The 26,280-nt window shown below is 66.2% G+C and carries 22 protein-coding genes and 3 pseudogenes; 14 read left to right on the top strand and 11 right to left on the bottom strand.

Annotated features, from left to right (window positions below):
• Positions 1 to 57: 57 nt before the first annotated feature.
• Positions 58 to 966 (bottom strand): LysR family transcriptional regulator, encoded by a 909-nt coding sequence (locus tag MKK65_RS06835; protein ID WP_243956485.1) that lies wholly within the window; start codon positions 964 to 966, stop codon positions 58 to 60.
• Positions 967 to 1,116: 150 nt separating this feature from the next.
• Here MKK65_RS06835 and MKK65_RS06830 point away from each other — a divergent pair, with 150 nt between their 5' ends.
• From MKK65_RS06830 to MKK65_RS06800, 7 genes are all read left to right on the top strand, one after another.
• Positions 1,117 to 2,328 (top strand): ABC transporter substrate-binding protein, encoded by a 1,212-nt coding sequence (locus tag MKK65_RS06830; RefSeq protein ID WP_147909508.1) that lies wholly within the window; start codon positions 1,117 to 1,119, stop codon positions 2,326 to 2,328.
• 19 nt (positions 2,329 to 2,347) lie between these two features.
• Positions 2,348 to 3,256, top strand: a complete 909-nt coding sequence (gene mmsB / locus MKK65_RS06825; protein ID WP_147909507.1) for a 3-hydroxyisobutyrate dehydrogenase — start codon at positions 2,348 to 2,350, stop codon at positions 3,254 to 3,256.
• 26 nt (positions 3,257 to 3,282) lie between these two features.
• On the top strand, positions 3,283 to 4,794 hold the full coding sequence (locus tag MKK65_RS06820) for an aldehyde dehydrogenase family protein (RefSeq protein WP_187193499.1): 1,512 nt from the start codon (positions 3,283 to 3,285) through the stop codon (positions 4,792 to 4,794).
• Positions 4,795 to 4,816: 22 nt separating this feature from the next.
• Complete coding sequence (locus tag MKK65_RS06815) at positions 4,817 to 6,172, top strand: NAD(P)H-dependent oxidoreductase (protein ID WP_147909506.1); 1,356 nt, start codon at positions 4,817 to 4,819, stop codon at positions 6,170 to 6,172.
• A 41-nt stretch (positions 6,173 to 6,213) separates the two neighbouring features.
• Positions 6,214 to 6,495 (top strand): YciI family protein, encoded by a 282-nt coding sequence (locus MKK65_RS06810; protein ID WP_147909505.1) that lies wholly within the window; start codon positions 6,214 to 6,216, stop codon positions 6,493 to 6,495.
• Between the two features lie 141 nt (positions 6,496 to 6,636).
• The gene (gene dctP, locus MKK65_RS06805) at positions 6,637 to 7,656 is read left to right on the top strand and encodes a TRAP transporter substrate-binding protein DctP (RefSeq protein WP_243956483.1); all 1,020 of its coding nucleotides are present in this window, start codon (positions 6,637 to 6,639) and stop codon (positions 7,654 to 7,656) included.
• Between the two features lie 59 nt (positions 7,657 to 7,715).
• Positions 7,716 to 8,492: an enoyl-CoA hydratase/isomerase family protein gene (locus MKK65_RS06800; protein WP_243956481.1), complete on the top strand. Its 777-nt coding sequence runs from the start codon at positions 7,716 to 7,718 to the stop codon at positions 8,490 to 8,492.
• Between the two features lie 309 nt (positions 8,493 to 8,801).
• Here the strand turns inward: MKK65_RS06800 and MKK65_RS06795 are convergent, their stop codons facing one another.
• Positions 8,802 to 9,782 (bottom strand): LacI family DNA-binding transcriptional regulator, encoded by a 981-nt coding sequence (locus tag MKK65_RS06795; RefSeq protein WP_187193500.1) that lies wholly within the window; start codon positions 9,780 to 9,782, stop codon positions 8,802 to 8,804.
• A gap of 231 nt (positions 9,783 to 10,013) precedes the next feature.
• Between MKK65_RS06795 and MKK65_RS06790 the strand changes: the two genes are divergently transcribed.
• The 4 genes from MKK65_RS06790 to MKK65_RS06775 all read left to right on the top strand — a co-directional run bounded on the left by MKK65_RS06790 (position 10,014) and on the right by MKK65_RS06775 (position 14,919).
• The gene (locus tag MKK65_RS06790) at positions 10,014 to 10,907 is read left to right on the top strand and encodes an oxaloacetate decarboxylase (RefSeq protein ID WP_279596573.1); all 894 of its coding nucleotides are present in this window, start codon (positions 10,014 to 10,016) and stop codon (positions 10,905 to 10,907) included.
• Between the two features lie 72 nt (positions 10,908 to 10,979).
• The gene (locus MKK65_RS06785) at positions 10,980 to 11,693 is read left to right on the top strand and encodes an enoyl-CoA hydratase/isomerase family protein (protein ID WP_147909502.1); all 714 of its coding nucleotides are present in this window, start codon (positions 10,980 to 10,982) and stop codon (positions 11,691 to 11,693) included.
• Between the two features lie 90 nt (positions 11,694 to 11,783).
• Positions 11,784 to 12,800, top strand: coding sequence for a TRAP transporter substrate-binding protein (locus tag MKK65_RS06780; protein ID WP_147909501.1), 1,017 nt, complete (start codon positions 11,784 to 11,786; stop codon positions 12,798 to 12,800).
• A 226-nt stretch (positions 12,801 to 13,026) separates the two neighbouring features.
• The gene (locus MKK65_RS06775; protein ID WP_243956479.1) at positions 13,027 to 14,919 is read left to right on the top strand and encodes a TRAP transporter large permease subunit; all 1,893 of its coding nucleotides are present in this window, start codon (positions 13,027 to 13,029) and stop codon (positions 14,917 to 14,919) included.
• A 656-nt stretch (positions 14,920 to 15,575) separates the two neighbouring features.
• Here MKK65_RS06775 and MKK65_RS06770 read toward each other — a convergent pair.
• The 7 genes from MKK65_RS06770 to MKK65_RS06740 all read right to left on the bottom strand — a co-directional run bounded on the left by MKK65_RS06770 (position 15,576) and on the right by MKK65_RS06740 (position 22,867).
• Positions 15,576 to 17,102, bottom strand: a complete 1,527-nt coding sequence (locus MKK65_RS06770) for a tripartite tricarboxylate transporter permease (protein ID WP_147909499.1) — start codon at positions 17,100 to 17,102, stop codon at positions 15,576 to 15,578.
• Entirely contained in the window at positions 17,099 to 17,575 is a 477-nt protein-coding gene (locus MKK65_RS06765) for a tripartite tricarboxylate transporter TctB family protein (RefSeq protein ID WP_187193501.1), read from the bottom strand. Before MKK65_RS06765 ends, MKK65_RS06770 begins: the two co-directional genes overlap by 4 nt.
• Positions 17,576 to 17,661: 86 nt before the next feature.
• Positions 17,662 to 18,801 carry a mandelate racemase/muconate lactonizing enzyme family protein gene (locus MKK65_RS06760; RefSeq protein ID WP_147909497.1) on the bottom strand — a complete coding sequence of 380 codons (1,140 nt, stop codon included), beginning with the start codon at positions 18,799 to 18,801 and terminating at the stop codon, positions 17,662 to 17,664.
• Positions 18,802 to 18,811: 10 nt separating this feature from the next.
• Positions 18,812 to 19,798, bottom strand: coding sequence for an NAD(P)-dependent oxidoreductase (locus MKK65_RS06755; protein WP_243956477.1), 987 nt, complete (start codon positions 19,796 to 19,798; stop codon positions 18,812 to 18,814).
• Positions 19,795 to 20,691, bottom strand: a complete 897-nt coding sequence (locus MKK65_RS06750; protein ID WP_147909495.1) for a fumarylacetoacetate hydrolase family protein — start codon at positions 20,689 to 20,691, stop codon at positions 19,795 to 19,797. Before MKK65_RS06750 ends, MKK65_RS06755 begins: the two co-directional genes overlap by 4 nt.
• Positions 20,692 to 20,702: 11 nt before the next feature.
• Positions 20,703 to 21,845 (bottom strand): mandelate racemase/muconate lactonizing enzyme family protein, encoded by a 1,143-nt coding sequence (locus MKK65_RS06745; RefSeq protein WP_147909494.1) that lies wholly within the window; start codon positions 21,843 to 21,845, stop codon positions 20,703 to 20,705.
• A 56-nt stretch (positions 21,846 to 21,901) separates the two neighbouring features.
• Positions 21,902 to 22,867 carry a Bug family tripartite tricarboxylate transporter substrate binding protein gene (locus tag MKK65_RS06740; RefSeq protein WP_147909493.1) on the bottom strand — a complete coding sequence of 322 codons (966 nt, stop codon included), beginning with the start codon at positions 22,865 to 22,867 and terminating at the stop codon, positions 21,902 to 21,904.
• A 136-nt stretch (positions 22,868 to 23,003) separates the two neighbouring features.
• On the opposite strand from MKK65_RS06740, the gene MKK65_RS06735 reads away from it, so the two are divergent.
• Positions 23,004 to 23,720, top strand: a complete 717-nt coding sequence (locus tag MKK65_RS06735) for a GntR family transcriptional regulator (protein ID WP_147909492.1) — start codon at positions 23,004 to 23,006, stop codon at positions 23,718 to 23,720.
• 31 nt (positions 23,721 to 23,751) lie between these two features.
• Here the strand turns inward: MKK65_RS06735 and MKK65_RS06730 are convergent.
• Positions 23,752 to 24,108, bottom strand: a pseudogene (locus tag MKK65_RS06730) (enolase C-terminal domain-like protein); the annotation flags it as partial.
• Between the two features lie 161 nt (positions 24,109 to 24,269).
• On the opposite strand from MKK65_RS06730, the pseudogene MKK65_RS06725 reads away from it, so the two are divergent.
• A pseudogene (locus MKK65_RS06725) lies at positions 24,270 to 24,611 on the top strand (transposase); the annotation flags it as partial.
• 268 nt (positions 24,612 to 24,879) lie between these two features.
• On the opposite strand, the gene MKK65_RS06720 reads toward MKK65_RS06725, so the two are convergent.
• Positions 24,880 to 25,899, bottom strand: a complete 1,020-nt coding sequence (locus MKK65_RS06720) for an IS110 family transposase (protein WP_243956498.1) — start codon at positions 25,897 to 25,899, stop codon at positions 24,880 to 24,882.
• 91 nt (positions 25,900 to 25,990) lie between these two features.
• On the opposite strand from MKK65_RS06720, the pseudogene MKK65_RS06715 reads away from it, so the two are divergent.
• Positions 25,991 to 26,280, top strand: a pseudogene (locus MKK65_RS06715) (helix-turn-helix domain-containing protein); the annotation flags it as partial.

Here is a 26,280-nt window from a genome sequence, read left to right as displayed (position 1 = left end):
TCGGATCCGAAATGGGCGGAAGCGGGGGAGCGACCCGTGTCCTTTCGGGTCGATGCATCAGGCATCGGAGGGCAGGAAAGCTGGGCGGGCGGCGCGGACCACCGCGGTGATGAACTCAGTGACGGCCTTGATCCGCTGGAGATGCGCCATGTCCGCATGCGTGAGCAGCCAATAAGTGCGGGTGATGCGAACGTTTTTCGGTAAAAGACGCACAAGGTCCGGGTGCTTATCGGCCATAAAACAGGGCAGAATACACAGGCCAGCGCCAGTCCGGGTCGCTGTCATCTGGGTAATCACGTTCGAAATTCGGATCGTCGGCTGCAAGCCGGGCAGTGCAGCCTTGAAATAGTCAAGCTCCGGCGAGAAAACGAGCTCGTCGATGTAGCCGATGAAACGGTGACGATGCAGGTCGGCTTGGCTCTCGGGCCGGCCGTGGTGGGCGACGTAGGCCGGAGCCCCGTAGAGGCCAAGTTCATAGTTGCCAAGCTTGCGCGCGTGAAGGCGCCCCGTGGCCGGCCGTGTGAGGCCGATCGCAAGATCTGCCTCGCGCTTCGACAAGCTGAAGACCCGCGGCGTCGCCACGAGTTCGATTGATAGGCCCGGATGCCGGACCGACAATTCGCCGATGTGTTCCGCGAGGCAGAAGGTCCCGACAGCTTCCGGTGCGCCGATCCGCACCGGGCCCGTGAGTCCGACGACGGGATCGACCCGGTCAAGCCAGATGCCGAGCGCCGCTCGTTCAATCTCTTCAGCCCGCGGCAGCAGACGCTCGCCCTCCGCCGAAAGGCCATAACCTGTTGGCCGCCGGTCGAACAGCTTGGCCCCAAGCGCCGTCTCCAGACGCGTGATCCGGCGGCTGAGCGTCGTGTGCTCGACACCCATGCCACGAGCGGCCTCGGTCAGCCGGCCGGCCCGGGCCACGGCCAGGAAGGCCTGAAGATCGTCCCACCGGTGCGTCGTCGCCATCTGTCAATCCGTGAGCGCGTGTTGTGCGGAAATTGACATAGACTGGCGAGGGCGTGTGCGCTTTCTTCGCTGCAATCCCGTACCGCTCCATGCGAGCCGGCGTCGGGACAAACGAGCGGCATGAGACCGCGACACTGGGAGGATGGTGCGATGGCACGGGCCCTTTACCGTGCGGCTGCCGCGTTTCTGCTCGGCATCTGCTCCGCCTCGGCGGCGGATAGGAGCCTCAAGATCGGCGTCATCAACGATCAGTCGTCGATCTATGCCGACATGGGCGGCCCAGGCTCTGTCGTCGCGGCAAACCTCGCGGTTGAGGATTCCGGGCTTCGCGCCCGGGGCTGGAACGTCGAGATCCTGACCGCCGATCACGGCAACAAGGCCGACGTCGCCTCCACGATCACCCGGCAATGGTTCGACACGCAGGGCGTCGACGCCGTGGCCGATGTTACCAATTCCGCCGCCGCTCTGGCAGTGAGCCAGATCGTGCGGGACAAGAATAAGGTCATGCTCGCCTCGGGTCCGGCCGTCTCTGACCTGACCGGCAAGGCGTGCACGCCAAACACGGTGCACTGGACGCACGACACCTGGGCCTTCGCCAACGGCATCGGGAAGGCCATGGTCGAGACGGGCGGAAAGACCTGGTTCTTCCTCACTGCCGACTTCGCTTTTGGCTATGCCCTGGAGCGCGATACCGAAAAAATGGTCTTGGCAAGCGGTGGAAAGGTGCTGGGCCACGTCCGGGCGCCGAACAATACCTCCGACTTCTCCTCCTATCTTCTGCAGGCGCAGGCATCAGGCGCGCAAGTGATCGGGCTCGCCAACTCCGGCGGGGACACCGTCAACAGCATCAAGCAGGCGGCCGAGTTCGGCATCACCGGTTCGAAGCAGCGGCTGGCGGGCCTGCTTATATACATCACCGACGTCCACGCCATCGGGCTACAATTGGCGCAAGGACTATCGCTCGTCGCGCCGTTCTACTGGGACATGACCGACGGCACCCGCGCTTTCTCGTCCCGCTTCGCGGCGCTGCGGTCGGGGGCGAAGCCCTCGATGGTTCAGGCGGGCGTCTACGCCTCGATCCTCCATTACCTAAAAGCCGTGGAGGCCCTCGGAGAGGCGAGCGACGGCGCGAAAGTTGTCGCGAAGATGAAGGCGATGCCGACCGACGACCCTCTATTCGGCAAAGGGTACATCCGCGCGGACGGTCGCAAGATGCATCCGATGTACCTGTTTACCGCCAAAACGCCGTCCGAGTCGCAGTATCCTTGGGATTACTACACCTACAAGGCGACGATCCCCGCCGAGGTCGCATTCCGACCATTGGCCGACGGCGGCTGCCCGCTCATCGCGAAGTCTCAGTAACGGACTGGGAGAAAAGACAATGGCCCGAATTGGGTTCATCGGCCTGGGACGCATGGGACTGCCCATGCTCCGCCATCTCGTAGAGGCCGGACACACCGTGCGAGCTTTCGACATCAGCGAGACGGCGAGAGCGGAGGCGCGGGCCGCCGGGGCGGAGGTGGTTGCGACCTGCGGGGAAGTCGCTGCGGGGGCCGAATACGCGATCTCTATGGTTCCGACTGGCCGCCACGTGCTGGAGGTCCATACTGGGTCGGAGGGAACACTCGCCAGGCTTCCGGCCGACGCCCTACTGATCGACTGCTCCACCATCGCCGTCGCGGAGGCGCGAGCCCTGCACGAGGCTGGCCGAAACTGCGGAATTGCGGTTCTCGACGCCCCAGTCTCGGGCGGAGTCATGGGGGCGCAGGCCGGTACCCTGACGTTCATGGTCGGCGGGGATCACGGCGATCTCGACCGCGCCAGGCCGATTTTGGAAACGATGGGCCGCAACGTCTTCCACGCCGGGCCCGCTGGCAACGGTCAGGCCGCCAAGGTCTGCAACAATCTGCTCGCGGGCATCTCGATGATCGCAGTGTCGGAAGCCTTCACCCTGGGCAAGCGCCTCGGGCTCGACCCCGCCACGATGCGGGACATCGTCTCGACCTCGACGGGGAGCTGCCATGCCCTCGTGAGCTACCCACCAGTTCCAGGTCTGCTTCCGAACGTCCCGTCGAGCCGCGAGTACCGGAACGGCTTCGCGGCCGACCTCATGCTCAAGGACCTGCGGCTGGCTGAGCGGGCGGCGATGGAAACCGGTTCGAGCCTACCGATCGGCACCCTGGCCACGGCGCTCTACAGCCTGTTCTGCGGTGGCGGCTCCGGGACCCTCGATTACTCCGGCGTCATCCGCATGATCGAAGGCGCGCCATCTCCTGCCGCAAACTCGTGAGCGCCCGACACGCTGAAGGAAACACCATGTCGAATCTGGAAGCCGCGACCGGCTCAGCGCCCGCCATCCTCTCGAAGCAGATGCTGATTGGCGGCGCGTGGCGGTCGGCCGTCTCCCGCAGGACCATCATCGTCGAGAATCCGGGGCGGCGCGAGCCTCTCGGCGAAGTTCCGAGGGGCGAGACGGCGGATGTCGACCTCGCCGTCCACGCCGCGGCGGCGGCGTTCCCGTCTTGGGCCAAGGTCGCGGCCCGCGACCGAGGGCGGATACTGCTCGCCATCGGCGAGGCACTGGAGTCCCGGCAGGAGGAGCTGGCGCGCCTGATCGCGAGCGAGACCGGCAATGCCCTGCGCACCCAGGCGCGGGGCGAGGCCCGCATGGTCGCCGACACCTTCCGGTACTTCGGGGGGCTCGGGGGCGAGCTGAAGGGCGTCACGATCCCGCTCGGTGAGGTTCAGCTCAGCTATTCCCGGCGCGAGCCCCTCGGCGTGGTCGGCGCCATCGTGCCCTGGAACGCCCCGGCCCAACTCGCCTCGCTCAAGATCGCGCCCGCGATCTGCGCCGGCAACACCATCGTGCTCAAGGCCGCCGAGGACGCGCCGCTCGCGGTGCTGATGATCGCCGAGATCTGCCAGGATCATCTGCCGCCGGGCGTGGTCAACGTCGTCACCGGCTACGGCCGGGAATGCGGCGAGCCGCTCGCCGCCCATCCCCTGGTGCGCAAGCTTAGCTTCACCGGCTCGACCGCCGTGGGCAAGTCGATCATGCGGGCCGCGGCCGAGCGCGTCGCTCCGGTCTCCCTCGAACTCGGAGGCAAGAGCCCATCGATCGTCTATCCCGACGCCGACGAGGATTGGGTGCTCGACGGGATCGTGGCTTCGATGCGCTTCACCCGCCAGAGCCAGTCCTGCACGGCTGGCTCGCGCCTGTTCCTTCACGCGGACATCTACGACGCGTTCCTCGACCGACTGGTCGCCCGCACCTCGGCTCTCAAGATCGGCGATCCGCTCGACGAGGCGACCGATGTCGGCTCGATCATCAATGAGCGACAGTTCACGAAGGTCTGCGACTACGTCTCGGACGGACTCAGCCGCCCGGAGTCGCGGCTCGTGACTGGCGGCCTGCCGCCAAAGGAGGGGCCGCTCACCCGCGGCTACTTCGCGCTGCCGACTATCTTCGCCGACACTTCGAACGACTGGCGCCTCGCCCGGGAGGAGATCTTCGGGCCGGTCCTCGTGGCGATCCCCTGGCGGGACGAGGACGAGGCGATCCGCATGGCCAATGACAGCCATTATGGGCTCGCCGCCTACATCTGGTCCCGCGACATCGGCCGTGCCCTGCGGGCGGCCCACGCCGTCGAGGCCGGCTGGGTTCAGGTCAACCAGGGCGGCGGGCAGGCGCTCGGCCAGTCCTACGGTGGGATCAAGGAAAGCGGCATCGGGCGGGAGATGTCGCTCGAAGGCATGCTCGATAGCTTCACCGAGATGAAGAGCGTGAACGTCAACTTGGCGCTTCCCCCGCCGCGGGCCGCCCGGTGACGGCAATGGGGAGACGCCAACGATGAACCTCTATCGATTGCTCCGGGAGCGGCAGGACGCGGGCAAGCCTGTGACGGTCGGCCTAATCGGCGCTGGAAAGTACGGGACGATGTTCCTGGCGCAGGCCCGCACGACGCTGGGCATGCAAATCGTCGCCGTCGCCGACCTCGACGTTTCCCGGGCCGCGAGCCAACTCGCCTCCTGCAACTGGCCGTCGGAGCGGTATGCCGCCCGCTCCTGCGAGGATGCGATCCGGACCGGCGGGACCTACATCACCGATAGCGCCGACGAGGTGATCCGGGCCGGGGGCATCGAGGTCGTCATCGAGGCGACGGGCGATCCGCGCACCGGTATCCGCCTCGCGCTGGCCGCCATCGCGGCTGGCAAGCACGTGGTGATGGTCAATGTCGAGGCAGACGTCGTGGCGGGCCCATTGCTCGCTCGTCGGGCCAAGCAGGCGGGCGTCGTATACTCCCTCGCCTACGGCGATCAGCCGGCGATCGTCTGCGAGCATGTCGATTGGGCGCGCGCCTGCGGATTTCATGTCGTCGCGGCAGGCAAGGGCACGCGCTACCTGCCGCGCTATCACCAATCAACGCCCGACACCGTGTTCGACAACTTGCCAGGTCTGATTGAGATCGAGGACCGGTCCTCAATCAACCCGAAGATGTTCAACAGTTTCGTCGACGGGACCAAGTCGGCGATCGAGATGACGGCAATCGCCAACGCGACCGGACTCAAGGCGCAGCTACAGGGACTCGCCTTCCCGCCCGCGAGCCGCTTCGAGCTCGCCGACATACTGCGCCCGAAGGACGAAGGTGGATGCCTGGAGATGGCTGGCGTGACGGAGTGCGTCTCCTCGCTCGCCCGGGACGGCTCGGCCCTGCAGCACAATCTCGCCCACGGAACCTTCGTCGTGATCGAGGCGGCGGAGGACAGCTCCTACACGCGGGAATGCTTCCGTGAGTACCACATGCTGCCCGATGCAAGTGGGCGCTACGCGGCCCTCTACCGGCCCATTCACTTCAGCGGATTGGAGCTCGGTATTTCCGCAGCCTGGGCCGCCCTGCTCAAGCAGCCGACTGGCGCTCCAACCTGCTTCAGCGCCGACGTAGTCGCAACTGCCAAGCGCGACCTGAGGGCGGGCGAGACGCTCGATGGCGAGGGCGGCTACTGCGTCTGGGGCCGGCAAACCCCGGCCGAAGTCTCGCTGAGCGAGGGCTACCTGCCCCTGGGGTTGGCGCAACAGGTGAAGCTTACACGCGACGTGCCGATGGGTTCGGGCATTCGCTGGGACGACGTTGCCTTTGATCCGGACGATCCTGTCGTGCGCCTGCGGCGCGAGATGGAAACCGCCTTCGACCCACGCGTGGCCTGAGGCGGCATATACAGGAGGCCACGCGAGAAGGTATCCCGAACATGCACTTCGTCATCCATTGTATCGACACGGCCGATCCCTCGATCCGGCAGACCCATTATCCAGCGCACCGAGCCTATCTCGCAGCGGCCCCACTCAAGATCGTGATCGCGGGACCGATCCTCGACGAGACAGGCGAGGTGCCGATTGGGAGCCTCCTCGTGATCGAGGCCGAGAATTGGGAGGTCGCCCAAGCCTTCGCGTCCAGCGATCCCTTCGCCATCAACGGCGCATGGGACAGCATACAGATCCATCCCTTCAGGATCTCCGTCGAGAATCGGTGATAACGGCGCGAAGCCGAAGAGGCCCCGTCTGTCAGGCGCAGTCTTCAATGCGGACGTCCGGTTCGACTCGAGCATTGGCTCCGTGAATGACGCTCACCTTGCCGTTTGAGACCAATAACACCGCACCATGAAAGGCCAGCCATGCCGACGCGTCGCAACCTGCTGTCAGCTGCCATGGCGGCGCCGGCAATCATCGGGCTCAGGGTGCAGGCGGCGGCCGGACGCGATCTGAAGGTTTCACACCAGTTCCCGGGTGGCACGGAGGAGGATGGCGACTTCCGTGACAGGCTCTGCCGGAAGTTCGCCGCTGAGTTGCGGCGGCGGTCTGATGGCGCACTCACCGCGACGGTCTATCCGAACTCGTCCTTGATGAAGACCAACGCTCAGTTCTCGGCGCTCCGCAAGGGTGCGCTCGACCTCAGCCTCTTCCCGCTGGCCTATGCCGGCGGCCAGATCCCAGAGGTCAATATCGGGCTCATGCCCTGCGTGGTCGCATCTTACGCCCAGGGCGCGGCATGGAAGACGGCTCCGATCGGGCGTAAACTCGAAGCGTTTCTTGCCGGGAAGGGCATCGTGATCGTGGCCTGGGTTTGGCAGGCTAACGGCGTCGTGTCCCGCGCCAACCCGATCGTCGTGCCCGACGACGTGCGGGGCCTCAAGACCCGAGGCGGTTCCCGGGAAATGGATATTCTTCTCCAAGCGGCAGGGGCTGGGGCGCTGTCGCTACCCTCCAACGAGATCTACGCGGCGATGCAGACGGGGGCGGTGGACGCCGTCGTCACCTCCTCGACCAGCATGATCTCCTTCCGCCTGGAGGAGACCGCCAAGCACCTGACGACGGCGCGCGACCACACCTTCCTGTTCACCTTCGAGCCGCTTCTTATGTCCAAGCCGATCTTCGATGGTCTTGCGCCGGGCGAGCGCGACCTGATCATGGCAGTTGGAGCCGAGTTGGAGCCGTTTGGGACGATGGGCTCCAAGGCCGACGACGAAAAGGTTGTAGAGGTTTTTCGGAAGGCTGGTGTTCAGGCCCACGAGATCGACGCGGCCGCTTTCGAGAAATGGCTGACGCTCGCCCGCAATTCAACTTGGAAGGACTACGCGAGCCGTAGCACCGAAGCGGCGGAGTTGCTGAAGCTTTCTCAAGACGTTCGAGTCTGAGCCAAACAGTACATCGACGGCCAGAGCTGGGCCGATCGTCGCGGTAGTTGGGAGTCGACATGGCTGGAAAGATCGTTACGGAACAGTCGGACTCTCACGTGACGCTCACGATTAGTCACCCGGAGCGGCGCAACGCGCTGACGGTACTGATGTGGCAGGAACTGGCAGCACAGGTGCGGGAGCTCTCCCGGGAGGATGGGATACGCTGCGTCGTCATTCGTGGCGGGACCGCAGAGGCGTTCTCCGCCGGCGCGGATATTTCCGAGTTTGGCACCGCTCGCTCGACGCGCGAGCAGGTGGTCCGTTTCCACGAAGAATATGTAGGCGGTTGCCTCAACGCGATCGCCACCTGTCCCGTGCCCGTCGTTGCTGCGATCCAGGGCGCATGCTTCGGTGGTGGCCTTGAGATAGCCGCCGTGTGCGATATCCGGATTGCGGCGAAATGCGCCCGCTTCGGGGCTCCAGTTGGGCGCTTGGGGTTCCCGCTCGCCTTCGGCGAGACCGAGGCGTTGTTCCGGCTGGTTGGGCCGTCGGTTACCGCGGAGCTGCTGATCGAGGGCCGTCTCTTTGATGCGCGCACGGCCTACGAGAAAGGCTTGGTGTCCCGGGTGGTCGGGAATGACGACTTCGAGCGCGAAGTCGCTGCCGCAGTCGAGAACATCTGCGCGAGCGGTATCCTCGCCGCCCGTTCACATAAGCGTCAGATCCAGCGCCTGAAACGGGATTCTGCCGCCGTGACGAGCGACGAGCGGATGGAAGTGTACAGCTTCGCGGAGAGCGAAGAGTACCACCATGGTATCGCAGCCTTCCTTACAAAAACGGATCGCCAGCGTTGATCGCAAAGGATAGGCGGCACCCTCGCGCATCCGGGACGAGGTCGCGTTCCGAGATTTCGTGTAGGTTCGAGCGAGCGACCCCGAACACTAGTAGTAGCCAACGTGACCAATCTGCGGAAATAGCTGAGTCGGCGAAAGTATCGCCGCCTCCGGGGCGGCACCTACTAATATACGTTTTGGATCCGATCTTGCGGCCTGCCGGACTAAATCGCGAATAAAGGTGTCTGCTTGGACCAGTTCGCTGCTCGAAAGCAGACGGTCCGCTTTCGGCCAGCAAACGTCATTGTTGTTGGCGCGTTTGTTTCGCTTTTAAGCGCTTGCCCGCTCGATGAGCTCATAACCGAGGTCAAGCCTGCGGATGTCGCGGGAGGGATTGCGCAATTGCTTCATCAGCATCTCCGCTGCCTGATGCCCGATCTGATAGCGAGGAAAGCGCAGCGTTGTCAGCGGTGGGGAGACGGTCTCCTGGAGTTCGTTGTCATCCGAGCCAACGATCGCGATCCTGTTTGGGACATCCAAGCCGCGGCGGTTCGCTTCAAGCAAAGCTCCGGTCGCCAGCACATCGCCGGAAAGGAAGATCGCATCGACGGCCGGTACGCGCTCAATCAAAGTCGCGAGTGCGCGCCCACCGCTCCGCAGTCCGGGCGGGCTTTCGAGCAGCAACTCGGGAGCGGAGATCAACCCATGTCGTTGATGGGCGGCTAGAAATCCCGCCCGCCTCTCGGCAGCGCGATCATTGTCGTGAATGGGCAGGCTGACAAATCCGATGCTCTTGTACCCGCGGACAATCAGGTACTCCGTCATCGCGCAGGCTGCATCGTAATTCGAGAAACCGACTGTCATGTCGAGAGGCTTCTCGGTCAGGTTCCCCGTCTCGACGCAGGGGATGCCTGCATCCTCGAGCATCGTGCGACTGCGCGCCGTATGCTGCGTGTTGTGCAGCACGATCCCGCAGATGCGCTGGGCCAAGAAGGCCCGAATGGCGGCCTCTTCACCGGCCAACGCGTAGCCGCTATCCGCGATCATCAAAGGGTGATGTGCGCCGAGAGCGTCCGATACGCCTTGGATCGTCTCCGTGAAGAGCGAGTTGCGAAGGCTCGGCACGATCAGGCCGACGACGTTCGTCCTGCGCGAAGCGAGGCTGCCGGCGATCCGATTGGGAACGTATCCGGTGGCATCGATCGCCATCTCGATACGGAGTCTGGTCTCGGTATTCACGGAAGTCGGATCGCGCAGTGCCCGCGAGACCGTCATCGCTGAAACTGCAGCCAGGGCGGCCACATCCTCCATACGAGGCTCAGGCCTCCCTTGCTTCGGATTCTGCTTCCGGCGCGGTCTCGCTGTTAGGTCTGCCATCTTAGTCGCCTGGCCGTGCCTGTAGCCTAGTTGATCCCACACTCTATCGCATAGCCCGTCCGCATGGATTGCGGAACGCGGCGATCGCGTTTATGTTTGCGCTAACATCAGGGGTTCGGGTTCACGCTTTGAGCCCGGTCAAGGTCGCTTCGAACCTCCTGCCCAATGCAACCCAGAGGCCCCGCTTTGTCCCGCTCATCCCGCTTCCGCGAACTTCTTGAGTTGCCGCCGTTCGTTTGCATGGGCGCACACGACGCCGTCACGGCCAAGCTGGCTGAGCAGGTCGGGGCGCCTGCAATCTACGTTAGCGGCTTCGCGGCCTCTGCCATCGTTGCAGGCGCCCCCGATATGGGTTTGCTGACGCAGACCGAGATGTTCGAGCATATCCGCCGCATCTGCAGGGTTACCAGCGTCCCTGTCTTCGCCGATGCGGATACGGGGTATGGCGGCGTGCTCGACGCGCAGCGCACGATCAAACTCTGGGAAGAGGCGGGCGCTTCGGTGCTGCATCTGGAGGATCAAGCGGTCCCCAAGAAGTGCGGGCACTTCTCGGGCAAGCAGCTCGTCAGCGCCGAGGAGATGCAGCAGAAGCTGCGCGCCATGCTGGAGGCTAGAAGCGATCCGGATTTCTTCATCGTCGCGCGCACGGATTCGCTCGCCGTGACCGGCTTCGATGACGCGATCGCCCGCCTCATCAGCTACGCTGAGGTCGGTGCCGACGGACTGTATTGCGACGCGATGGAGAGCGTGGAACAGATGCGCGAGATCAGTCGCCGCCTGCGACCGCTCGGCAAACCGCTCCTGTTCAACATGGCGAGATCGGGCAAAAGTCCTTACTTGTCTCTGAAAGAGGTCGAAGAGTGCGGTTTTGATTACGCGCTTTGCCCAATTGAGCCGATGTTCGCCATGCACAAGGCTGTTAAAACGATGATGGAGCGGTTCATGGAAGAGGGATGCACCACGAACGCGGTGGCGGACCTGATGACCCCTTTCGACGAGTTCAACGAGTTTGTCGGTATGTCAGATCTCATCGCGCAGGAGCGGCGCTACGCCTCCTGACGCGAGGCACGTTCCGACAGGGATGTGGCTCAAACCAGCGGAATCGTCCGTCGAAGGGAGCGCGCAACAGCGATGCGACAGATCGAAGTCGAGACGTGTGGTCGGGTCGCGATCCTGACGCTGAGCCGACCCGACGCCGGAAACAGGATCACGCAGGACATGGCGGACGAGTTGATCGCCGCCCTAAACGCCGCTCGCAGCGACAAAGCGATCAGCGGATGCGTCCTGACGGGGAGCGGCTCCGTCTTCTGCCTGGGAGGCGACTACCGGGGCGCTGGGCCGGCCGCTGCCGGACGGATGGAGTTCGGGCGAGCCCATATCGATCTCTTCGGCGCGATGGCTGGTCTCGGCAAGCCACTGATCGCTGCGCTCAATGGCCATGCGCATGCGGGCGGGTTTGCGCTGGCCCTCGCGTGCGACATGGTTTTCACTACGCGTGACGCGACGCTCGGCCTGCCGGAAGTGGCGCACGGCCTTTTTCCCTTCCTGGCGCTCGCCGTTGTGCGCGACGCCTTGCCGAAAGCACTTCTGTTCGAGATCGCTTACGAAGCGAGATTGATGAGTGCGGAAGAAGCACGCGCGCGCAGCCTGGTGAATGCCATATTGCCTGCGACAGAGGTGCTGCCCCGGGCCGTCGAGACCGTGGAACGAGCGACCGCCGGACATCCCGACGTGCTGGCTCTCGGTCGCGACCTCTATTACGCGACCCGCGGGGTCGCTCCGGCCGAGGCGCTTGCCATGGCGCGGTTCGCGCTCGGGGCCGCACTCGCAGCATGCGATCCGTAGAGCTGCACACCAGCGGCATAGCTTCGATAAAAAAAATCTCAAGAAACCGGTCAGGTTCAATCAATACGCAGAAATTCAGGGAGGCCGTCCATGTTAGCGCTACCGCAGAAAGCCGTAAGCCGTCGTGCCCTGCTGGCCGGTGGCTTGGTGATGGCGATGCCGTCGATCGTGAGGGCAGGGCCGGAATTCGATTTCAAATTCGCGACGGGTCAGGACCCTAGCCATCCAAACAACGTCCATCTGCGCGTGGCGCTCGATCGCGTCCGTGAACGGACGAACGGGCGCCTCAGCATTCGCTTGTTTCCAGCCAACCAGCTCGGTACCGAAACCGATGTCTTGTCGCAGGTGCGGAACGGAAGCATCGAGTTTTTGCTACTCTCAGCATCGATATTGGCGACCTTCGTACCCGTCGCGGGCATCGCCAACACAGCGTACGCATTTCCGGATTACGATGCCGTTTGGCGGGCAATGGATGGGAGTCTGGGTCAGCACACCCGGGCATTGATCGAGAAGGTCGGCGTCATCGCGCCGGGGCGGATCTGGGACAACGGCTTTCGTCAAATCACATCATCCGGACGAGAGGTCCGCGCTCCGAAGGATCTGTCCGGCTTCAAAATCCGCGTCCCGCCGGCCCCGATGCTCACCTCGTTCTTCGCTGCGATCGGAGCGTCACCGACGCCCATGAACTTCGCGGAGGTCTATACCTCGTTGCAGACCGGAGTCATCGACGGTCAGGAGAACGCACTCTCGCTTATCGCGACGACCCGACTCTATGAGGTTCAAAAATTCTGCTCGCTGACCGGTCACAGCTGGGACGGCTACTGGCCTTTGTCCAACCGCAAGGCCTGGGCGCGCATGCCGGAGGATATCAGATCCGTCCTCACCGCCGAACTCGACCGATCCGTGGTCGATCAGCGCAAGGATGTCGCCGAGCGTGATCGTTCATTGCGAACCGAGCTGGCCAACAAGGGACTCGCATTTATCGAAGTTGAGAAATCCGACTTCCAGCGGGCACTCGCAAGCACGTCATACTATCAGACATGGAAGCAGAAGTATGGTGACAACGCGTGGTCGTTGCTGGAGGAGGCTTGCGGAAAGCTGACCTGAAGCGAGATTCGTCAGGACAAGCGCCCGCGAACGGGTGACGTGCCCATCTCGCGCTCGACGGGACCGGGTGCAGGAGCCTGCCTCAAAGACCGGCCCCGCTTGTTGGCCTTGAAGGGCCGCCACAACCTGCCAGCGCTCGGCGGCACATCCCAGTTCTGCGTTCCTCCATGGGGCGGACGGGCAGTTGCTGAACGACCTCGGTAAGCTCGCTTGAGGGACGATCGCCATGCAGATTGATATCGCGGCCGTCGAGCCGACGGCGGGGGTTGCGTTGACCGACCCGCCCCTGCGCGCACAGGGCTGGCTGCGCCGGCTGGACGCCGGCCTGGGCCACCTCGTGGAGATCCCCGCGGCGCTGCTGGTTCTGACCGAGATCGGCGTGCTGCTCAGTGGCGTCGTCAGCCGCTACGTCTTCCACGAGCCCCTCGTCTGGTCAGACGAACTGGCCTCGGTCCTGTTCCTGTGGCTCGCCATGCTGGGCGCCGTGGTGGCCTTCCGCCGCGCCGAGCATATGCGAATGACCGCCTTCGTCGCCATGAGCGGGCCGCGCCTGCGCGCCTTTCTGGAGACGGTCGCCCTGGTGGCCGGACTGATCTTCGTCGCGCTGCTTCTGGAGCCGGCCTGGGAATTCGCCGGCGAGGAGACCTTCGTCCAGACGCCGGCGCTGGAGCTGAACAACGCGTGGCGCGCGGCCGCCCTGCCTGTCGGCCTAGGATTTATGCTGATCGTCGCGGTGATCCGGCTCTTGGAGACTGCCGACTGGAAGTTGACGGCGGGCGCGCTCGCGCTGGGCGTTGGAATCGCCGCAGGCCTCGTGGCGCTCCAGCCCTGGCTGATGAACCTCGGCAACCTCAACCTGCTGCTGTTCTTCGTCCTCGGAGTCGGCGCGCTGGTCTTCTCCGGAGTGCCGATCGCCTTCGCGTTCGGTCTGTCGACCTACGCCTACATAACGCTGACCACCAACGCCCCGTCGATGGTGGTGGTCGGGCGCATGGACGAGGGCATGAGCCACCTGATCCTGCTCGCCGTGCCGCTCTTCGTCTTCCTTGGCCTACTGATCGAGATGACCGGCATGGCCCGTGCGATGGTGGGCTTCCTGGCCTCGCTGCTCGGTCACGTCCGTGGCGGCCTGCACTACGTGCTGGTCGGGGCGATGTACCTCGTCTCCGGCATCTCCGGGTCGAAGGCCGCCGACATGGCGGCCGTGGCTCCGGTGCTGTTCCCCGAGATGAAGGCGCGGGGCGCCAAGGAGGGCGACCTCGTGGCCCTGCTCGCCACAACCGGCGCGCAGACCGAAACGATCCCGCCCTCGATCGTGCTGATCACCATCGGCTCGGTCACCGGCGTATCAATCACCGCTTTGTTCACTGGCGGCCTGCTGCCGGGCCTGGTACTGGCCGTGACGCTGTGCGCCCTCGTCTGGTGGCGCTACCGCCGGGAGGACCTGAGCCACGTCGCCCGGCCCTCGGGCCGGATCATCGGCCGCGCCTTTCTGGTGGCGATTCCGGCGCTGGCGCTGCCGTTCGTGATCCGCTTTGCCGTGGTCGAGGGCATCGCCACCGCCACCGAGGTCTCGACCATCGGCATCGTCTACGCGGCGCTGGCCGGCCTCCTGATCTACCGCCGGTTCGACTGGCGGCGGCTCTATCCGATGCTGGTGACCACCGCGACGCTGTCGGGGGCGATCCTGCTGATCATCGGGGCGGCCACCGGCATGGCCTGGGCGCTGACGCAATCGGGCTTCTCGCAGACGCTGGCCGAAGTGATGAAGAGCCTGCCCGGCGGGGCGCTCGGCTTCCTGTTCGTCTCGGCAGTCGCCTTCATCATCCTGGGCTCGGTGCTAGAGGGCATCCCCGCGATCGTGCTGTTCGGGCCGCTGCTGTTCCCGATCGCGCGGGCGGTGGGCGTGCATGAGGTCCATTATGCGATGGTGGTGATCCTCGCGATGGGCATCGGGCTGTTCGCCCCGCCCTTCGGCGTCGGCTACTACGCCGCCTGCGCGATCAGTCGGATCCACCCCGATGCCGGAATGCGCCCGATCGTCGGCTACATCGTCGCCCTCTTGATCGGCCTCCTCGTCATCATCCTGGTCCCGTGGTTCTCCATCGGATTCCTGTGATCGTATCTTTTTCATAATGGTGTCGGTGGGCGACGCTGAAGGACATCCTTCGTGAAGCGTAACGGCGTCCACACCGTCTAGCTGCGTCTGCGGAGACAGCAACGGGCGGTTTAAGAGTACCGTAAAGTGATCATCGTGAGCGCCTGGATAGAGACACGAGCGGGCATCACAACGACGTCTGCTTTTTCCGTTTCCGATTCGGAAGCGGACTGGTCGCAACTGGCCAGACTATGCCATGCCGGATCGCCGACTCGCGCAAAACCGGCCGATCGGCTTTGCGCCCATCTCGGTCATTCAGCCGACGAGGGCCTTCGCTCCGAAGCGGACGCTGAGGGAAGCCTGCAAACCCGCTAGCCCCCGCTGGGACTATCCTCATCTTGAGCGGCCGACCTGTTTTTGGAGCAAAGCGAGCCGTAGACGGCCGGATCAAACAAGGCCTTGCCGTGAGCGAATGGCACCCACCGTGACGGGCCGGCGTGCGCGGGCCGAGCGGCCCGATCGTTCACGACCTTGGGCGGCCACCTATAGCCCACCCGTCGCGCCCGCATCTCGAGCGGCCCGCAATCGGCCGATGCGGCGCGCGAAGCGCGTGCGACCATGCGCGGACCATGTCGAGGTTCAGGGCGACATCGCTCCCCCAGTCAACTTTATCAGGCTCAGCCCTCCATCACGACGGGGCCATCGGGCACCAACGCTCCCCGGCGTCGCCAGCGCAGAAAGAGCTGTCCGAGGATCAGGATGGCGCAGACCGCGAGGAAGGCGGCGCTGATCGGGCGCTCCACGAACACCGTCAGGTCGCCCTGCGACAGCAGCATGGCGCGCCTGAAGTTCTCCTCGAAGCGCGGCCCGAGCACGAAGCCGAGGAGGATTGGGGCCGGGTGGAAGCCGAGGATCAGCAGGAGGTACCCGAAGATCCCGATCACCAGCGTCTCGCCGACCTGGAACAGGCTGCTGCTGGTCGAGTAGACGCCGATGCACACGAAGAACAGCGCGCTCGGATAGAGGTAGCGGTAGGGGATCGTCAGCAGCTTCACCCAGACGCCGATCAGGGGGACGTTGAGCCCCATCAGCAGGATGTTCCCGACCCAGAAGCTCGCGATCAGGCCCCAGAAGATGTCCGGGTGCTGCGAGATCAGGAGCGGACCCGGCGTGATACCCTGGATGGTCAGGGCGGCGAGCAGCAGCGCCATCACCGCGTCGCCCGGGATGCCGAGGCTCATGGTCGGGATGAAGTCGCCCTGGACCGAGGAGTGCGTCGCGGTCTCGGGCGCCGCCACACCCTCGATCGCGCCCCGCCCGAAGCGCTCGGGCGTGCGCGAGATCTTCTTCTCGGCCGCGTAGGCGACGAACGAGGCGATGGTCGGGCCGGTGCCCGGGATGAGCGAGCACAGGCTGCCGATCAGCGTGCCGCGCAGGATCGGCAGGGCGGAGCGCTTCAGGTCCTCCCCGCTCGGCCGCATGTCGCGCAGGCGCACGCCCGCGGCGCCGCGCAGCGGCTCGACCTTGTTCACGCTCTTGAGGAACTCCGCGATCCCGAACAGCCCGAGCGCGAGGGCGACGATCTCGATCCCGTCGGCGAGTTCGGGCAGGCCGAAGGTGAAGCGCTCATAGCCCGACGTGACGTCGGTGCCGAAGATGCCGAGCAGGAGGCCGAGCGTCGTCATGGCGATGCCCTTCAGCGCCGAGCCGCGGGCCAGCGTCGAACCGGCGAGCAGCCCGAGCAGCATCAGCGAGCACACGTCGGCGGGCCCGAACTTCAGCGCCGCCCGCACGAGGAGGGGCGCGAAGAAGATCATCATCACGATGCCGAACGAGGCACCGCAGAATCCGCCAAGCATCGTGATGCCGAGTGCCGTGCCGCCCTTGCCCTGCTGGGTCAGAGGGTAACCGTCAAGGCAGGTCACAGCATGCGGCGGATGGCAGGGCAGGTTGAGCAGGATCGAGCAGATCGCGCCCCCGTACTGCGCCCCGTAGAAGATGCCCGACAGCATCAAAATGGCGGCCACCGGCGGCATGGCGAAGGTGAGCGGAAGCAGGATCGAGATCGCCGCCATCACGCCCATCCCGGGCAGCACGCCGACGATGTTGCCGAGCAGGACCCCGGCGAAGCAGGCGAGGAAGTTCGTTGGCTGGAGGGCGACCTCAAAGCCGTGGGCGAGGTCGGTGAGCGCCGTGCCGATCATGACTGCCCCCAGGCGAACGGCGGCAGCTGGATGTGCAGGCCGTAGTAGAACAGGCTGCAGCCGAAGGCCGCGATCAGGGTCGCAAGGAGGGAGGCACCCCGCACCGTCGAGGTGCGGTCGCCCATCGCCGACAGGAACACGCAAGCGAACGTCGCCGGGAACAGGCCGGCGGTCCGGGCGAGCAGCAGGAAGGCGAGCATCCCGCCGATGATGCAGGTCCAGCCGCGCCATTCGGGTCGGCTGAGGTCGACGCGGTCGTGGTCGTGTGCGTCGGCGACGGTCGCCTTCGACAGCCCGATGCTGAGGCCGCAGGCCACGAGGATGACACCCATGGCCAGCGGAAAGGCCCCTGGCCCGATCGCCGCCAGCGTGCCGAGGCCGTAGGTGGCCGATTCCGTGATGGCCCCCAGGCCGATCAGCGCGGTCAGGACGCCGGCGTAGCGCTCCCTGTGCTGTTGGATCGAGTGAAGCACGCGTCCCTCCGGTCGACCTGGCTTTTTTGTTCTTGCTCGTGCGAAGCCCCCGGACGTCGTGGGGCCGCGCGATCCGTCAAAGGAGATCAGACGTAGCAGGGGCCGTCGATCAGCGGATTGGCGGCTAGGAAGCGCTCGTCGACCTCGACGCCGAGGCCCGGACCGTCCGGCGGGCACACCTTGCCCTCGGCGTCGAGTCGGTAGGGCAGACCGATCACGTCGTCGCGGAAGGGGTTGTGCCGGGCCACGTCCCCCTCGAAGTAGCCGGGGTTGTCGACGGCCGCGAGCAGGTGGAGCGTCGCCACCATGTTGATGCCGGTGGCCGAGGTGTGCGGGTTGACCGAGATCTTCCAGGCGGAGGCGAGGGCGGCGATCCGCATCGTCTCGGTGATGCCGCCGGTCTTCGACAGGTCGGGCTGGACGAAGCCGAGGTAACCGGCCTGCAGCGCCTGCACGAACTCGTAGCGCGTGAAGTGGTTCTCACCGGCGGCGAGCGGCACGGTGCCGAAGCGCGCCGCCTCGCCGTAGCTGTAGGCATCGTGGGGCGGGAACGGCTCCTCCAGCCACGCAACCCCCGCCGCCTCGAACGCCGGCATCACCCGGCGCACGTCGTCAACCGTGTAGCCGGTGTTGGCATCGACCAGGATCTCAACGTCGGCGCCCAGAGCTTCCCGCACCGCCTCGACGCGGGCAATGTCGCGCCGGGGGCTGTCGCCGACGCGCAGTTTCACCGCTCGGTATCCGGCGGCGACGTGGGCACGTGCCTCGTCGGCCAAGGAGGCCGGCTCCTGCCAGCCGAGGGAGATGCCCCCGGCATAGGCTGGCACCGCGCGGGCGGCGCCCCCGAGCAGCCGGTAGATCGGCCATCCGGTCGCCTTGCCGCGGATGTCCCACAGGGCGATGTCGAGTCCCGACAGCGCCATCGCGGCGGCCGCGCCCATGCCGTGGCTGGCGAGCTGCATCCGGTAGACCCGGGCCCAGACGCCGTTGACGTCGAGGGGATCCATCCCGACGACGAGCTCGGACAGAGTCGTGTCGATGAGCTTGGCGATGGCGCCGGGGCAGCGGCCGTGATGGGCCTCGCCCCAGCCGACGAGGCCTTCGTCGGTCTCGACCTTGACGAGCACGGCGTCGCGCTTGACCGCCCGCCCGATGCCGAGGCGGACGTTCTGGCCCTCGGGGACCCGGAACGAGATCGGGACGGACTGGATGCGGGTGATGCGCATGGGTTTTTCCTCAGGCGGAAAGAGTCTTGGATTGGGTCTCGGGCAGGATCTCGGGATTGACGAGGTTGCGCGGTCGCTCGCCGCGCAGGATGCGCAGCATCTCCTCAACGGCGCCGACGCTCATCGCGCGTGAACTGGTCTGCGTGATGCCGGCCACGTGCGGGGTCAGCAGCAGGTTCGGGCAGGCCAGGAGCGGGTGGTCGGAGGCCAACGGCTGCACGTCGAACACGTCGAGTGCCGCACCGGCGAGCTTGCCCGCCTGCAGGGCGGCGGCGAGCGCGGCCGCGTCGATCACGGGCCCGCGGGCGACGTTGATGAGGACGGCTTGCGAGCGCATCCGGCTGATCAGCGCCGCGTCGACGAGGCCGCGCGTCGCCTCGGTGAGCGGGCAGGCGATCACCACCGCGTCGCTCTGCGCGAACAGCGTCTCCAGGTCGACCGCCTGGACGAGACCGCCGAGCGTCGTGCCGCTGCGGGAGGTCCCGAGCACGCGCATGCCGAAGCCGTGATGGGCGATCCGCGCGACGCGGCCGCCGATCTCGCCGAGGCTGAGTACCCCGAGGGTGCTGCCGCCGATCTCAGAGAGGCCCTCGGCGATGGGTCGCACGGCGCCCCATCCCCCCGCCCGCAGGCCGCCGTCGAGACGCCAGACCTGGCGGCGCAGGTGGAACAGCGCCGCGAACACGTACTCGGCCACGGCCTGGGTGTTGCTGCCGGGTAGATTGGCGACCGGGATGCCGCGCGCGGTCGCCACCGCGACGGGGATCATGTCGAGGCCGACGCCGTGGCGGACGATACCGCGCAGCCGCGGCGCGCCGTCCAGGATATCGTCGGGAAGCTTGACGCGCACCACGAGCCCCTCCGCCTCGGCGACGAGCGCCCGCAGTGTCTCGGGGCTCGGGTCGGGTGCGGTGACGGGGCGGGCATACTCTGCCAGCATAGCCTCCGCCTCCGGATGGATCGGGTTGGTCAACAGGACCACGGGGCGCTTGGTCATAGACCTTCCTCGGCGACGATCGGGCTGATCAGACTGCCCAAACCCTCGACCCAAGCGGTCATCGTCGTGCCGGGCCGGATCCAGGCGGGCGGCTGGCGCAGAGCCGCGATCCCCGCCGGTGTGCCGGTGGCGATCACGTCGCCCGGCTCCAGTGCCGTCTTCCGCGACAGGTGGGCGACGAGGTCGGCGACCGAGAACAGCATCAGGGCCGTGGAGGAGTCCTGCAGGCTCACCCCGTCGATCGACAGCCCGATCCGCAGGGCCTGAGGATCGGGCACCTCGTCGCTGGTCGCGAGGTAGGGGCCGAACGGGCCGAAGGTCGCGATGTTCTTGCCGGGTCCGAAGCCATCGCGGCGGATCAGCTCGCTGGCGCTGACATCGTTGAACACGCCGTAGGCGCAGACATGAGCCAGCGCGTCTTGCGCAGCGACTTGCTCAGCGCGACTGCCGATCACCGCGGCGATTTCGGCCTCGTAGGTGCAGCCGCCGATGCCCGGCGGCAGCACCACGGGCTCGCCCGGGCCGATCACCGTCCACGGCTCCTTCATGAAAAGGAACGGCTCGCTCGGATGGGGCGCGCCGCGCTCGGCCAACGCGTCCACGTAATTGTGCGCGATCCCGAAGATCCGGCCGGGTTTGGGCAGCGGTGCGCGCAGGCGCACCGATCGCAGCGGCAGCTGCGCGGCCTCCGGGATGGCATGATCGCGCAGGCGCGCTGCGGCGTCGGCCAGCCCGGAGCGGATCAGGTCCAGGACCTGCGGGGGAGAGCCGGCGAGCGCCGGCTGCAGCGCGGGATGGGCGAGGTCGACGACCAGGTCGCCCGGCCCGCTGGCGTCGCCCAGCAGGATACCGGCCCGTTCCGCGCCGCCGCTCGAGAAGGTGACGAAGCGCATCGCGGTGTGCCTCAGGCGGCGCGGTAGCGGTCGATCACGGCGCGGTCGACCTCCACGCCGAGGCCCGGCGCGGTGGGGACCGCGACCTTGCCGCCGACCTGCCGGATCGGCTCGAGGGCCAGGTGATCCCGGAAGGGGTTCTCCTCCTGCTCGAACTCGAGCATCGGCGGGACCGGGAACAGGCAGGGCGGCTGATCGGGGATCGAGGCGAGGAAGTGGATGGTCGCGGCGAGGCCCACCACCGAGCCCCAGGCGTGGGGCACGCACTCGACGCCGTGCGCCGTCGCCATGGCGGCGATCTTCTTGCACTCGGTGATGCCGCCGGCCGCGCACACATCGGGCTGGACGATGTCCATCGCCTTGCGCGTGATGGCGTCGCGGAAGCCCCAGCGGGTGAACTCGTTCTCGCCGCCGGCCACCGCAATGTCGAGGGCGCGGGTGACCTCGACGTAGCCGTCGAGATCCTCCGGCGAGATCGGCTCCTCGAACCACTCAATGCCGAGCTCTTCCAGCCGCCGTCCCATGCGAATGGCGGTGGGCACCGTGAGCGAGTGATTGGCGTCGACCATGAGGCGGATGTCCGGGCCGACCGCCTCGCGCACCGCCGCCACGCGGGCGATGTCGCGCTCGATCGAGCCGAGACCGATCTTCATCTTCACAGCTTTGAAGCCGGCCTCGACGTAGCCGCGCGCCTCCTCGACCGCCTCCTCGACGAGCCGATCCATGTCGGTGAAGTACAGGCCGGTCGCGTAGGCGTCGACGCTGGTGCGGAAGGCGCCGCCGATGAGCTTGTGCACCGGCTTGCCCACGCTCTTGCCGATGATGTCCCAGAGCGCGATGTCGATGCCGCTGATCGCGGCGATCGACATGCCCTTCGGCCCGTAATCCTTGATCCGGTTGTACAGGTCCTCCCAGACGACCTCGACGTCGAACGGGTCCTGACCGATCACGCGGGGGGCGAGTTGCGTGTCGATGAACGCCTTCGCAACTGCGGACGGCCCGTAGCACTCGCCCCATCCGACGATGCCGTCCGCCGTCTCGATCTCGACGAGGCAGGTGCCGCGGGTCTTGTACAGCCAGCCGCGCGAGGAGGTGAACGGCCGTTTGATCGGCGTGGTCACCACATGGCAGGTGATCGTCTTGATCTTGGTCACGCTATCCGTCCCGGTCGTTGTTCAGATCGTTCGAGCGCTCGGAGGGGCGCGTCGGCTCAGGATTTGAAGACCTTCTCGGCCACGACCTTGATCGACTGCTCGACCCGATCGACCTCGGCGGTCAGCGCATCCCCGGTCAGGGGTGCGATCAGAAAGGCGTTGCGCTCGGCGAAATCCTTGAAGCGCTGGTCCCCGATCGCGGCGCTGAAGCCGTCGATCAGCTTGGTGCGCACCTCCGGCGGGAGCTTGGCTGGGGCGACCACGTAGGCCATCTGCACCACCGGGCCGAACGGGAACACATCGTAGCCGCGCTCCTTGAAGGTCGGCACGTCGGGAAACTGCCGGAGGCGCTCGTCGGCAAAGACGCCGAGTGCGCGCACGAGGCCCTGCTGCAGCTGGCCCAGCGATTCCGCGGGCTTGAGCACTGCGGCCTGGATCTGCCCGCCGGCAAGGTCGGTGATGACCTTGGCGCCGCCCGTGTACGGAGCGTTGATGTAGGCGACGCCCGCCGCCCGGGCGGTCATCGAGGCGAAGATGTGATTGAGGTTGTAGTTGCCCGGCGTGCCGATCGACACGCTGCCCGGGTTCTTCTTCATGTGCGCGAGGAAATCGTCCAGGGTTTGGTACGGGCTCGACCCGGGGACGAGGAGCATCAGCGGGTCGATCGAGACCCGGGCGATGTGGCTGAACTGGCCGCTCTTCAGAGGCGTCTTGCCCTCGGCCATGTAGGCCAGCGTCGAGCTCGTCCCCATGCCGAGCGTGTACCCGTCTGGGTTCGCCGTCGCGACGCGCCGCATCCCGATCGTGCCGGTCGCGCCGGGCTGGTTCTCGACGATCATCGTGATGCCGCGCTCCTTGAGCAGCGGCTGGAGCCCGCGTGCCAGGATGTCGTTCGAGCCCCCCGCGTTCCAGGGCACGATGAAGGTGATCTCGCGCGCCGGGAAGCCCGACTGCGCCAGTGCGGCGCGGGCGCCGAGTGCCCCCAGGGCAAGGCTTCCGACGAGGCTGCGGCGGGTGAGCATGGCGTTCCTCGTGTATTCGTTGTTTGTTATAACGATGGAAAGTGGGTAGGTTGTCAAGTGTGGTCGCAGCCGGTCTCGCTGATCCATCCTGATCCAGCGGCGCAGGATTGCTGGCGGGCAGGGGGGAACCAACACCATGAGACAGGTCGAGCGGTTGCCGCTCTGGGACCAAGCCTACGCGGAGCTGCGGACCGCCATGCTCGGCGGACGGTTCGGGCCGGGTGAGCGGATCCTCCTGCGTGAGGTCGCGGCCGAACTCGGCATCAGCCTCACGCCTGTCCGCGATGCGGTCAACCGGCTGATCGCCGAGCACGTGCTGGACCGCGGCAGCTCCGGTCAGGGCGGCGGCGCCGTGGTCCCGCGCATGAACGTGGAGCGTTTCGACGAATTGCTGACGATCCGCTGCGACCTCGAAGGTCGGGCCGCGGCCCGCGCCGCCGAACGCGCAGCCCCGGGCGACCTCAGCGTCCTCGACGCGCGGCTCGCCGAGATGAAGGCCCTGATCCGGCAGCGGAACCTCGACGCGTATCTCGACCTGCACCGGCGCTTCCATTTCGAGCTCTACGCCCTCGCGCGCATGCCGATCCTGGAGGGGCTGATCGAGAATATCTGGCTCAGGTGCGGCCCTGTCCTGACCTACGTGATCCCGGACTACGTGCTGCTGGAGAAGGGCAGCGACCTGCACACCGCGGCGCTCTCGGCCCTGCGCGCCCGCGATGCGGAGGCAGCGGCCACGGCGATCCGGCAGGATATCCGCGAGGCGGGCCAGTACATCGCCGGCCTCGCCGACGCCGCCGGGCTCATCGCCGAGCCGTCCGCGAGCCACCGGCCGCGGGCGCACGCGGCGTCATGATCGGGAAAAGATGACTGCGATGAGGATGCTCCTACGTCAGGACGGCTGTGGCCTTCGCCCGGATGAGATCGCGGTCGATCTCCGCGCCGAGCCCGACCCCCGTTGGCGCGTGCACCATGCCGGCAGAATCGACCGCGATGTCCGCGGAAAGCCCGTACTTCTGCGCCGCATCCGGCAGCAGAACCTCGAAGAACTCGGTGTTGCGGATCGCCATGATGACGTGGAGGTTGGCGACGTTGTTGAGCGAGTTGCCGCCGTGGTGGACCTCGAAGTTCATCCCGAAGGCCTCCGCGAGATGGGCCGCCTTGACGAGCGTGGTGATGCCGCCCTTGACCGCCACGTCGCCGCGCAGGAAATCGGTGGCGCGCTGCAGGATCCAAGGCGCGTAGGACTCGAAGCCCGCCTACGGATACTCGGTCGCCATGATCGGCACGTCGAGCTTGGCCTTGAGCTTGACGTAACCGTGTCCGACGTCAGCACCTGTGGGACAGATTGAGGGTCTTCACGAACGGAGGATGACTGGTTCATCGTAGCCCCTGAGGAACGAAGATGAAGCAGACATCCGGACCGGCCAAGAAGCCGGCAGAAGCGGTGATCAAGGACATCCGTCGGGCCACACGTCGGCAGTTCTCGTCCGAGGAGAAGATCCGCGTGGTGCTGGAAGGCTTGCGTGGCGAGGACAGCATCGCCGAATTGTGTCGACGTGAGGGGATCGCCGCCTCGATGTACTACGGCTGGTCCAAGGAGTTCCTGGAGGCTGGCAAGAAGCGCCTGTCCGGCGACACGGCTCGTGCGGCCACCACGGACGAGGTGCGGGATCTCCGTCGCGAAGCGGGGGCGCTGAAGGAGGTCGTAGCTGATCTCGTCCTGGAGAACCGTCTGCTTAAACGTATGGCCCGCCCCGTCTGCAAGGTCGTCAATGAAGGTGCCTGTGACCGGTCTGCACAAACGTATCCGGCATGTCGGCACGGTGGCCGCCGCCAAGATGGAGAGCCGCACGTCCCGGGCCTCATAAGCAATTCGGCCTCGGGGGCCGCTTTTTTTGCCAGGCTTCCGGAACGCCGCTCGACCGTCAGGCCATCTTCACTGTCCTCCCGCAGACCTCGTGGACCCGGGCCGAGCGATCGCGCTCCGCCTCAGGTCAACCTCTTTTGATGCCCTATGCGAGGGCCGGCTCCGGCTGCCGCTCGAAGCTCACTCCTTTGCGCAGCGTCGCCCAAGCGATCCGCGCGAGCTTGGCGGCGAGCGCGACGACCACGACGTTGTAGTGCGCCCGCGCCAGCAGACCGCGCAACCATCGGCCGGTCGCATCCTCAACCTTGGACAGTGAGGCCAGCGCTGCGCGCGCTCCATGGATGAAGAGCCCACGCAGATAGGCGTTACCCCTCTTGCTGATGCCGAGCAGCTTCGGCTTGCCGCCGGTCGTATGCTGTCGGGGCACGAGGCCAAGCCAGGCCGGCAGGTCGCGCGCGGACGCGAAGGCGCTTCCGTCATCGACGGCCGCGCGCAAGGCCGTGGCCGTCATCGGCCCGACGCCTGGGATCGACACCAGGCGACGTGCCGCCTCGTCGGAGCGGGCATGCGCCACGAACTCTCGGTCGAGAGCTTCGATACGGCCGTCGAGGCTCGCCCACTCCTCACGGATCTCGGCGACGAGAGCTTGGATACGCGCGCCAATCTGCGCCTGGGGATCCGTCACGAGAATGCCGACCGCCGTCTCGAACTTGCGGCGGCCTTGCGGGAAAACGAGACCGCGCTCCAGCAGGATCGCGCGGAGCTGGTTCATGAGCATGGTGCGCATGCCGACCAGCCGAGACCGGACCCGGTGCAGGCTCTGCATGTCGAGTTGCTCCTGCGCCTTGAGGAGCACGAAGCGCATCGTCGGACGTGTGGCGGCCTCGGCGATCGCTTCGGCATCACGGTCGTCGTTCTTCTGCGCCTTGACGTAGGGGCGGACATACTCGGGCGACATCAGTCGGATGGTATGTCCCTGCGCGGCCAGCAGCCGCCCAAGGTGATGGGCGCCGCAGCAGGCCTCCATTGCGACGACACAAGCGGGCAGCTTGGCCGTGAGGCCGACGATCGTCTCACGCCGTGCGCGACGACGCAGAACCACCGTACCGGCTGGGTCGAAGCCAACCAGGCTACAGCTGTTTTTGCCAAGATCGATACCCAGCACGGCGACCGAACTCTTTGCCATTCCCGATCCCTCCATTCCTCCAAGGCAGCAGCATGCCACCAACGGTTCGGTGAGGGGCGGGCCATCCCATAAGCATGAGCGGGGCTGGGGGCGACGAGGCATGAGGTACCCGGCCCCCGAGAAGCTGGAGATCATCCGGCTGGTCGAGCAATCCCACCTGCCGGTGCGTGCCACCCTGGACAAGCTCGGCATCACGCGCTCGACGTTCTACCGCTGGTACGACGCCTACCAGCGCGGCGGCCCCGAGGCGTTGAATGACCATCCTTCGCAGCCGAGCCGGGTCTGGAACCGTCTACCTGCAGAGATCCGCGAGCAGATCGTTGCCTTGGCTCTGGAGCAGCCTGAACTCAGTCCGCGTGA

It is taken from the genome of Methylobacterium sp. J-001 (assembly GCF_022829565.1).
Taxonomy (GTDB): Bacteria; Pseudomonadota; Alphaproteobacteria; order Rhizobiales; family Beijerinckiaceae; genus Methylobacterium.
Note: the sequence above shows the minus strand (reverse complement) of the source record. Positions and strands in the feature narration are given on the sequence as shown.